Genomic DNA, 7,946 nt, shown 5'->3' on the forward strand with positions numbered 1-7,946 from the left:
TCAATTAAAATGAAAACATCAAGTATTTATAATGAGATATTTAATTAAAAGTTGTATACTTAATTCTATACAAGATATTGTAATCAACATTTTAATTACAATATCTTGTATGAGATTCAGCTATTTTTTGTTTTTCATTTAATCAATCTCAATAACATTTATATGCTAATTATTTAATTATTATGAGGGGAAATTAATTAGTCTTCATTACAACAGTAGTTTTTTCAAGATCCCATATTTCCTTAGCATATTGTTCAATAGTTCTATCTGATGAAAACTTACCACTGTTAGCTGTATTAAGCATTACCATCTTAGCCCACTGTCTTTGATTAGCATAAGCGATATCAATTTTCTTATGAGCTTCTTGGTAGCTATCAAAATCTTTTAGTATGAAATATGGATCAGGTCTGCCTCCATCTCCATTAAGGAGAGAATCATATATTTCTCTGAACAAATCCGGGTCATCAGGCGCATAAAATCCATTAATCAGCTGAGTAACAACTTTCCTTATGTCAGCATTATTATTATATAAATCCCAGGGATTATAGGAATCATATTGTTGAAGTTTAATGACTTCTTCTGAAGATAATCCAAATATGAAGCAATTATCTCTACCCACTTCTTCTACTATTTCTATATTTGCTCCATCCATAGTTCCTAGAGTTACAGCCCCATTAAGCATAAGCTTCATATTTCCTGTACCTGAGGCTTCTTTACTAGCTGTGGATATCTGTTCACTAACATCTGCTGCAGCAATAATTATTTCGGCATTAGAAACATTATAATTTTCTATAAAAACTACCTTAATCTTATTTTTTATATTTATATCATTATTAATAACATCAGCTACATTATTTATTAGTTTTATTATTAGTTTTGCTCTTGAATATCCAGGTGCTGCTTTTGCTCCAAATATAAATGTTCTAGGTATCATATCAATTTCTGGATTTTCCAATAATTTATTGTACAGATGCATTATGTGTAAAATATTCATTAACTGTCGTTTATATTCATGTAATCTCTTAATCTGCACATCAAATATGGATCTAGGATCTATCTCAATATTATTATGCTCTTTTATATACTCAGCTAGACGCATTTTATTTTCATATTTTATTTTCATGAATTCTTTTTGTTCTTGTTCACTATCAACATATTCTTCCAGTTTTTTGATATGTGGTAAATATGTTATCCATTTATCTCCTATAAGACCTGTAACAAAATCTGCTAATTTTGAATTTGCTTCTAGTAAAAATCTTCTTTGGGTTATACCATTAGTTTTATTATTGAATTTATCTGGATAGATTTCATAGAAATCTTTTAACTCTTCATTTTTCAATATTTTTGTATGAAGCATAGCAACACCATTGACAGAGTGACTTCCAACAATACACATCCAAGCCATTTTAATCTGCCCGTCCATAATTATTGACATATTATGAATGCGTTCCTTATTTAGGTGAAATTCATCAACAAGTTTTAGACAGAATCTCCTGTTAATCTCTTCAATAATCATATATATCCTAGGTAATAATCTACTTAATAATTCTATAGGCCATTTTTCAAGTGCTTCACTCATTATTGTATGATTCGTATACGCACAAGTTTTTGTTGTAATATCCCAAGCTTCTTCCCATTCCAATTCTTCTTCATCTAACAAAACTCGCATTAATTCGGGTATAGTCAAAGATGGGTGTGTGTCATTTATATGAAATGCTATTTTTTCTGGTAACTCCCTTATATCCTTATGCTTTTGTTTGAATTTATTAATGACTTGTTGAACTGTAGCTGAAATAAAAAAGTACTGTTGTTTCAATCTAAGTTCTTTACCCATATAATGATTGTCATTAGGATATAATACTTCAACTATTGATTTGGCTAGGTTCTGTTGTTCTACAGCCTTGTGGTATTCTCCTCTATCAAAAGATTCTAAGTCAAACCCTACAATCGCTTCTGCATCCCATAATCTTAAGGTATTGACTGTATTATTGTCATAACCTACTATGGGTATATCATAAGGTATGGCTTTTACTGATTGATAATTTTCTTGTACGAATTTATCTCTTCCATTAGCTGTTTTTAATACTCTTACACTTCCAAGAAATTTGACTTCTACACCATACTCATCTCTTCTAACTTCAAATGGATTACCATTCTTAAGCCATTCATCTGGTCTTTCAACTTGATATCCATCTATTATTTTTTGCTCGAATATCCCATAACGATAACGAATACCACAACCATATGCAGGATATTCCAAAGTGGATAAAGAATCTAAAAAGCATGCAGCTAATCTTCCAAGTCCTCCATTCCCAAGTCCTGGGTCAGGCTCCATATCTTCTATGACATTAAGGTCAAGTTCTAATTCATCACATACTTTTTTTACAACATCATCTACTTTCATATTGATTATGTTATTTCCAAGTGCTCTTCCCATAAGAAACTCCATGGATAGATAATATACGGTCTTAGGGTCTTTCTCATCATAAGTTATATGGGTTTTAATCCATTGGTCTATAATAATATCTCTTACTGCAAAAGCTAGAGCTGTAAATATCTGTTCTTTTGACGCCTGTTCAATTGTTTTTCTAAATTGATTTTTTATATTTTCAAGGACAGCTTCTTTTAATTCTTCTACAGTAACATCTAATCTATTCATTAACATCAATCCTTTCAGCAATATGTCATATCTTCTTTTACATATTATGCCTAATATTGTGTTTTTTTACTTATAATTTAATAAAAAAATGAAATTTGTTAGTCCTTGCTTCTTATTTCCCCACCTCAATATTTTCAATAAAAAAAGCTGATAAATTAATATCAGCTTATTTGTTAATCATTATTTATTCTATACTCTTTCAACAGCTAAATAGATTTGTTCCCTATTTATTTTCCATTCTTTTGAGTATGAATCATTTTTACCTACATTAAGAACATCTGCTAATGTTTCTGATAAGATTTCTTCTTTGTTCTTATTTATAATATCAATTAATTTATCATTATCATCAACATATATCTTAATATGGTCTGTAACTTCAAAATCAGCTTCTTTTCTCATAGTTTGAACCTTACTTATTATTTCTCTCACAAGACCTTCTTCAATAAGTTCTTCAGATAAGTTAGTATCAATAACAACTGTTACATCTTTATCTGTATTAGATTCATAACCTGGTTTTTTAGTTGATTTGATTAATAAATCTTCTTCAGCAAGTTCTACAACAGTACCATCTATATGGAATTTCAAAGCACCTTCTGCTTTTAATTCATCCATCATCTTATTACCGTCACCATCTTGAAGTAATGTTCTGATTTGGTTTAATAGTCTACCGTATTTTGGACCTACTGTCTTAAGCTGTGGTTTGAAGTTATAAGTTGTAAATTCTCTTACATCATCAGTAAATAATACTTCTTTTATATTAAGCTCTTCTGAAACAATGTTTTTATATAACTTTGGTAGGTTGAATGAAGATTTTACATACATCTTACCTATAGGTTGTCTATTCTTGATGTTAGCACTGTTTCTACAAGCTCTTCCGCTTACAACTATTTTTAATACTAATTCCATGTTTTTCTCAAGTTCCAAATCAATGATTTCTTCATTAGCAACTGGGAAGTTACATAAATGTACACTTTCAGGAGCTTTCTTATTGAAATTGTACTCAAGGTTTCTATAGATTTCTTCTGCCATAAATGGTACGAATGGAGCAGAAATCTTAGCTAAGGTTGTAAGAGCAGTATATAATGTCATATAGGCATTGATTTTATCTTGTGGCATATCTTTCTGCCAGAATCTTTCTCTACTTCTTCTTACATACCAGTTACTAAGGTCGTCAACAAATTCCATCAATGCTCTTGAGGATTCTGTGATTAAGTAATTATTAAGGTTAGTATCTACTGTCTTGATAAGTGTATTTAATTTTGATAACAACCATTTATCCATTAATGATAATTTATCATATTCAAGTTCATACTTGGTAGGGTCAAATTCATCAATGTTAGCGTACAACACATAGAATGCATAAGTATTCCAGAATGTTCCCATGAATTTTCTTTGACCTTCTATAACCGCATTATCATAGAATTTGTTAGGTAACCAAGGAGCACTGTTGTTATAGAAATACCATCTTACTGCATCAGCACCGTGCTTGTCTAAAGCTTGAAATGGGTCTACAGCGTTTCCTTTGGATTTGGACATTTTTTGTCCATTTTCATCTTGAACAAGTCCAAGTACTATTACATTCTTGAATGCTGGCTTATCAAATAGTAATGTTGATATTGCTAGCAATGAATAGAACCAGCCTCTTGTTTGGTCAACAGCTTCACTAATAAAGTTAGCTGGGAAGTTATCTTCAAATATCTCTTTATTCTCAAATGGGTAATGCCATTGAGCATAAGGCATTGATCCTGAGTCAAACCAACAGTCAATTACTGGTGTAACTCTCTTCATTTTTTTATTACATTCTGGACAATTGATAAGTACATCATCAATATATGGTCTGTGAAGCTCTATATCATCTGGACAATTGTCACTCATGCTCTTAAGTTCTTCTATACTTCCTATTGCATGACGGTGACCACATTCACATTCCCAGATATTAAGTGGAGTTCCCCAATATCTGTCACGACTTAATCCCCAGTCCATAACATTTTCTAACCAGTTTCCAAATCTCTTGGTTCCAATTGATTCTGGTAACCAATTAATCTGGTCATTGTTCTTGATTAATCTATCTCTCACTTCTGTCATTTTGATGAACCATGTATCTCTAGCATAGTATAGAAGTGGAGTGTCACATCTCCAACAGTAAGGATATGAATGTTCAAAATCAAGTGCAGCAAATAATAGACCTTTTTCTTCTAGATAATCAATGATTAATGGGTCTGCTTTCTTGACAAACATACCTTTCCAAGGAGTAACAGCTTCAACAAATTCACCTTGCTCATCAACTAATTGTACGAATGGCAAGTCATAATTTCTACCAACGACAGCATCGTCTTCACCAAAAGCTGGAGCAGTATGAACAACACCAGTACCATCAGTTAATGTAACATAGTCTGCACAAGCTACATAATGAGCTTTTTTATCAGGTGTAGCAAAATCAAATAGTGGTACATACTCTGTGTATTCAAGATTCTTACCTTTGTAAGTTTCAACTACTTCATATTCTTCTCCAAGTACTTTTGTTGCTAATGCTTCTGCTAAGATATAATACTCATCTTTTACTTTTGCCTTGATATATGTTTCTATAGGATTTACTGATAAAGCTACGTTAGAAGGTAATGTCCAAGGTGTAGTTGTCCATGCTAGTATATATACATTGTCTTCACCTTTAACTTTGAACTTAGCTATAACAGATTTTTCTTTTACATCTTTGTAGCCTTGTGCCACTTCATGACTTGAAAGTGGTGTTCCACAACGTGGACAATAAGGAACTATCTTATGTCCTTTGTATAATAGATCTTTTTCCCAGATTTGTTTTAGAATCCACCATACAGATTCAATATACTCATTGTGATAAGTTACATATGGGTCATCCATATCAGCCCAGAATCCAACGGTTCCACTGAAATCTTCCCACATGCCTTTGTATTTCCAAACACTTTCTTTACATTTTTCAATAAAAGGCTCAAGACCATATTCTTCTATCTGCTCTTTTCCATCAAGACCTAATAGTTTTTCTACCTCTAATTCTACTGGTAATCCATGAGTATCCCAACCAGCTTTTCTAAGTACTTTGTAACCTTTCATAGTCCTATATCTAGGTATCAAGTCTTTGATAACCCTTGTTAGAACGTGTCCAATATGAGGTTTACCATTAGCTGTTGGTGGTCCATCATAAAAAGTATAAGTTGGTCCGTCCTTTCTTAATTCTATACTCTTCTTAAAAATATCATTTTCATTCCAAAAATTAAGAACTTCTTTTTCACGATCTCTAAAATTAAGATCAGTGGATACTTTCTTGTACACCTTTATACCTCCTAAGTAATTATATGTTTTCTTCATTTTTTCTTATATAAAATATAAACATAATAAACGGTATATTATATTCAAGCCCTTACATCAAGTTACGATGAAGGGCTTTTTAACGTCTACCACTACATATTACATTATTATAAACCTAAACATCAACTTTGTAAAGAAATAAAATACCTACCATCACGGCATACGCATGAAAATTTTTCTTAATGAAAATTACTCAAAGTAATTTTAAAAAAATACTATTAATTAATAGTGCTTATAAAGACAAGGGCTATATAGATGGGCTTGTGGCATTTTATATCACATAACAAACTTCAATACATAAAAAGCACACTCTTATTATTATATAAATTTACCACATATATAAGGGGTACTTTCTTATGAGTTGAGCATATTTTTTCTTGGAAATAGTTCGTGCTATCACCTAAGAGCCTTTAATAATAAGATATGGTTAATCGTTAAATGGGTGGGAGAATGAGCTTGAGATTATTCATATGGTAATTAAAGATTACTCGTTTCCTTTGTTCGGATGGCTCGTGGTTTATTAACCCCAGAGAAATACCCTGAAAAGCTTTTCCCCCGAAGGAAGTGCATCGCAGGCTTTGACCCTAGTGTTTTTACTTAATGGCTATTGGTATAGAAGTTGGACACAGAGGTTTTCTATTTATGCCTAATGGTCTAAGATGGATAATAAAAATGATATGCCACTATATGTATATTGTATACCAGATTATTTACACGTCGCCTAGATACACAAACTAAAGCCTGTGACTTTGTTTTACCCTCTGATACTTTTCTATGGTAATACTCATATAATATAGGATTCTTAGGTGTATCAGTATTTTTATTAACGGATATCTGCCTAAGTGCTATATAAAATAATATACTGTTTAATTTCCTATTTCCTCGTTGGTTACGAAAGCTCTTTTCTTTACTGCCAGAACTATAGGTAACTGGGGCAATACCTGAATAACGAGCAAGTTTTGCAGAATTTTTAAATCTATTGATATCACCTATTTCAGATAGTAACTGTGCTGATGTAATAAGGTCTATACCATTAAATGATTGTAGATTTACCCTTAATTCGTCAATGGATTGCTGTAATAATTCATCAATAGTAGATATTTCCCTTTGCTTATAACGTATATCTTCAACATAGCTTTTAATAAGGAAGCACCTAGTATCATCATGAGAAATAATGTCTTTATCTACTTTGATAAAATCTAATAATGTCTCTGCTTTGCTATCAGTAAAATAATTATGACTATCTTTTCTAAGAAATTCCCCTAATTCTTCTATAGACACATTATCTAAATATTTACTGCTAGGATAAGAATACCAAAAGGATAAAGCTGTCTTACCCGAAATATCATTAAAGAACTTGCTATAACTTAATAATGATAGGATAACTGCATATGTAATTGATTAATGACTGATGTTCTTTGGGCTACTAATTTATTACGTCTTGTAACCAGTTGACTAATTCTGTAGTAAATTCCATTATCTTTTGTCACATCTTTTAGTTTGTCCAATTCATCAAGTAAAACCTTTGCAACACAGAATGCGTCATATTCATCTGTCTTATGAATAGTAGTGTTTTTCTTGGCTTCTTGTGAACTAAGACTAGAATTAACAAATTTCACCTGTTTATTATTATCAATAAGAAAATGACATAAGGCTCTACCAACACCGTTAGTATCTTCAAGACCATAAATAGCTGTAACAGAATAAACAATCTCATATGTACGAACTAAATCCATTAATTCCCCAAATCCTGAAGGTTTATTCTTAATGGTAATAGATTTAATAATCTCATGCCAACAATTCATAATTACAGCAGTATGGGTCAAACGGTGAGTTTCAACCCCAACATATAAATACATTTGTTTCTTGTGCATTGTATCACTCCATTCTGATGAATAAAAACGCAAACATCCACAACACCAGTATCAAACTATTAAAATATCCA

The 7,946-nt window shown here is 31.4% G+C and carries 4 protein-coding genes; all 4 read right to left on the reverse strand.

Annotated elements, in window-relative coordinates:
• Positions 1 to 193: 193 nt before the first annotated feature.
• A complete protein-coding gene (locus N4A55_RS11900; RefSeq protein WP_293756596.1) occupies positions 194 to 2,659 on the reverse strand; it encodes a glycogen/starch/alpha-glucan phosphorylase in 2,466 nt (821 codons plus the stop codon).
• A gap of 189 nt (positions 2,660 to 2,848) precedes the next feature.
• A complete protein-coding gene (gene ileS, locus N4A55_RS11905; protein WP_293756597.1) occupies positions 2,849 to 5,965 on the reverse strand; it encodes an isoleucine--tRNA ligase in 3,117 nt (1,038 codons plus the stop codon).
• 690 nt (positions 5,966 to 6,655) lie between these two features.
• A complete protein-coding gene (locus N4A55_RS11910; protein WP_293756599.1) occupies positions 6,656 to 7,282 on the reverse strand; it encodes a transposase in 627 nt (208 codons plus the stop codon).
• A gap of 86 nt (positions 7,283 to 7,368) precedes the next feature.
• Positions 7,369 to 7,875, reverse strand: a complete 507-nt coding sequence (locus N4A55_RS11915) for an IS110 family transposase (protein WP_293756602.1) — start codon at positions 7,873 to 7,875, stop codon at positions 7,369 to 7,371.
• Positions 7,876 to 7,946: the final 71 nt, after the last annotated feature.

The sequence above is a fragment of the Vallitalea sp. genome, from assembly GCF_025211055.1.
In the GTDB taxonomy this organism is placed as follows: domain Bacteria; phylum Bacillota; class Clostridia; order Lachnospirales; family Vallitaleaceae; genus Vallitalea.

Coding starts and splice junctions, on each gene's coding strand:
- N4A55_RS11900 (WP_293756596.1), bottom strand. CDS start 2,659: ATGAATAGATTAGATGTTACTGTAGAAGAATTAAAAGAAGCTGTCCTT.
- N4A55_RS11915 (WP_293756602.1), bottom strand. CDS start 7,875: ATGCACAAGAAACAAATGTATTTATATGTTGGGGTTGAAACTCACCGT.